The 3,450-nt window shown below is 45.4% G+C and carries 2 protein-coding genes; both read left to right on the forward strand.

Features of this window, described 5'->3' with window-relative positions; genetic code table 11:
• On the forward strand, positions 1–1,473 hold a 1,473-nt coding region (locus ABNS04_RS12230), incomplete at its 5' end, for a conjugal transfer protein TraH (RefSeq protein WP_348671580.1).
• Positions 1,473–3,450, forward strand: a 1,978-nt coding sequence (locus tag ABNS04_RS12235; RefSeq protein ID WP_348671582.1) for a conjugal transfer protein TraG N-terminal domain-containing protein, incomplete at its 3' end; no start/stop codon positions are given. The genes ABNS04_RS12230 and ABNS04_RS12235, both read left to right, overlap by 1 nt.

Below are 3,450 nucleotides of genomic sequence, written 5' to 3' on the forward strand. Positions count from 1 at the left end.
ATCCACCGCTTCACCAGAGCAGCATTAGCTAGCTCGCTTTTATTCAGTGCTACAGGTGCCATTGCTAACGATTGGGCTGACGATTGGCTTCAATCAAATGCGACTTATAGCGGCCCATCTTCATATAGTGGCGGCGCGAGAAACTTTATTACCGCGGGTAACATTCAATTTAGAGCCAACTCCTCTATTTCGTACCCAATTAGCATGTCTGCCCCCAGGCTCAAAGGCGGTTGCGGGGGCGTTGATTTGTTTTTAGGCGGTATGAGTTTCATGGACGTTGATATGCTTGTCGATAAGTTTGAGCAAATGATCCAAAACGGTGAGGTCATCGCGTTTCAGATGGCAATTAAAGCACTGTCCGAGAAACTAGGGGTCACGACCGAGTCAATTCAAAACGTGATGGATATGCTAAATGGTTTGCAACTTGACAGTTGCGCAATGGCCAAAAGCGCAATTACGACGGTTGTTGATACAGGTAGCGTAACGGAAGCAGCAAAAGAAGTATGGGGCGAAATATCACAAGGCCAGGAGCTCAGTATTGGCGCTGTGAAAAACGCATGGCAAAAAGGCAAAGCTGACCAAGGTAATCAGGGCAAAGCCAGTGCATCAACCAACATACGGAAAGAAATTGCAGCGTGCCCTGCCGAGATAAAGACAATCCTTGATGCAGATGGGTCGGTTATCGATCGAATCACTAACATGTATGGCATGAACGCTTATGCCGATTTTATCCGTGGTTATGTTGGTGACGTTGTGACCGACCATGATCCGACACAAGGCAACATGCCAATGGTTAAGAAAATAAGCCATTGTTCACAAAATGAATCGATGGGTATCGATGATCTTGTTTATGGTCGCGCGTTTGAAAAACGCCCGCCAACCGGTATCAATGATCCGTATACGGATGCAGGGCAAGGATGTACACAACCGGCCGGTGCAATTAATTTGGTGGATTACTCTCGTGACAATCTCAAAGCACTTTCAGATGCGTTGAAAGATCCAAACAACCCATTACTACCGACAAGTGCCTTAGCAAAGTGGGCGAATAACGCGCCTATGAGTGTTAAGTCTGCAATGAAACTGGCCAATGATGCGGGCATTACCGACCAGGTCATCGATGAAATGGCTGAGACGCTGGCTTACGCATATGCATATCGAATATTCGATGATATGTATCGTAACACCCTGTTCATGTTCAGTACGATTAATGACAAGTTATCTAGCGCCACATCAGACCCTGTTCAAGAAGCGGCGAATACTGCTGCCGGCGCACCTGCCCCACGCTGCAACTTGAATGCTTATGTCGTGACCATAAAAAACCTTACTGAACTACGTGACCAGATTGCGGGACGTCATTCGGCGGTAAAAGAGAGCTACATACGTCAAAACGAGCAGTTTCAAGCTCAGATATCACAGATAGCGCGCTATCAGGATATGGAGAAACGCAAGTTTACCAATGCAGGTACAAACTAATGAATCGCAAGCTGCTCTTATCATTTGTTTTTTTGTTTAGTCCTTCAGCATTTGCAGATGTTGATTACTACACCTTTGGCGGTTTTGAGTCTGTCGTTAATGCTTTTTTAAGGCTGTCCGCGATTTTCAGTAACCCGCAATATGAGTGGTATATCATTGCCTTTGCTATTGCAGGCGTGACCATCGGCTACTTGATTGCCCTTGGCAAAGGCTTTTTATCTGGCGGTTTAAAAGGCTACGACGCGCTAGTCTCTCTTTTTGTTGTGTTGTTTGGAGTAACCCTTTACACCGTCGTAATCCGCCCAACAACCACTGTGCATATTTATGATGAATCCACTAACCAATATCAGTCAGTGGGGAATATTCCCTCTCTGATTGCCAATGCTGTCAACCTACCCAATATCATGGAGCGAGGTATGACGCTGATTGTTGACGCATCCACCGTATACACTCGTTCAGAACATGCGAACGGTGCAACTCTCGAACTCCTACTTAATGCACTAAATGGTAATCCGTTAGCGCATGATGCCTATCTAAACCGCTCATTATATTCGTTCGTTGATACCTGTATGCCTCCCGCCTTAAACAGTAATTTATATACGTTTGACTTAAACGCATTGATGTCTAGTACGGGCGATTTAATTGGTGAACTCGAAAAACTTAAAAGCCTCAGCGTACCAGTTCTATACTACGACACAACCAACAAAGGCGGAGTCGAGGTGAGCTGTACAACAGCGTACAACTCGCTTGCTGCGATATTAGCGTTACCATCAACCTACAACGATTATAGAAATGCCATCTGTGATAAGAGTGGGTTTGATTCGTCTAACGCATTACAGCTTGCTACCTGCCGTGATCGCTTGCAAGACATGACCAATCTTGTTTTTGGTACCGGCGTCATTGGCTCCGATACAGAACTTTTCATGAGTCAAGCTATTGCAAAAACCACATATGAAACCCTTGCTACCTATGCAGGCACTGCAATTTCAGATATCGCCAACTACCGCGAAATGAGCCAAGGATACGGGAATGTCATTGTCGCTGAGGGCTGGATTCCGACTATTCGAAGCTCAACGTTAGTCATTATCTTGTCAATATTACCTATATTGGTGTTATTCCTTGTCACACCAATGATTTTCAAGTCCCTACACCTTATCCTGACACTCTTTATTTTTGTTGGGCTTTGGGGGGTATCCGATGCAATCGTCCATAGCATCATAGTTGATCAAGTTGGCGATTTAATGGCCTCGCTTAAAAATTACAACGGTAGTGTCACCAGCTTTATGATGGCACCAACCGACATTAACAAAGGTTTAGCGACATTCGGCAAACTGCAAAGCATGGCTGTCATATTGGCCGGATTTATAGCTGGTGTTTTCTTCAAATTAAGTGCGCGTGCTTTCTCACAGATGGGCGAACGTTTGGCTGACAATGTTGAAAGCTTAGGTTCCAATACAGGACAAGAAATTTTAGACCCTTCACGCAGAATGGGCATGATGGACGGCAGCATTACTGCTTACGACAAGCTAAATATGCAAAGGGAAATGGGCAGCCAACGCTACGGTGATGCTACGCGTGGTCACAATACTGGGTCGTTAAGAACGGAAGCAAAGTGGCTTGATGCGATGTCCAATAATAATTTTGACTACAATCAAGCCGTAGATACTCGCGCGGATATTTATGGCGGCGAGCAAGCAGGGCGAGTATCGACAACAGCAGCAAGCGCAGCTACCGCTGGCCAACGCACATCAGATTATAGCAAAGACATAGCCTCTACCAATACTGGGCAAAGTTTGGCTGGTACTGAGATCGATCAGAAAAATATTCAGCACATTTCTGACACGCAAAATCTGAGCGTACCGGCTGCAACTAAAGCCAAAATGGAGATTGCAAAATCGGGAGAAACAGGTGCGATACAAGCAAATTCAAATCCAGAGGCCCACATTCAGACAGCCGAGACCAATACATCTATAAGAC

The sequence above is a fragment of the uncultured Idiomarina sp. genome, from assembly GCF_964010655.1.
GTDB lineage: Bacteria > Pseudomonadota > Gammaproteobacteria > Enterobacterales > Alteromonadaceae > Idiomarina > Idiomarina baltica.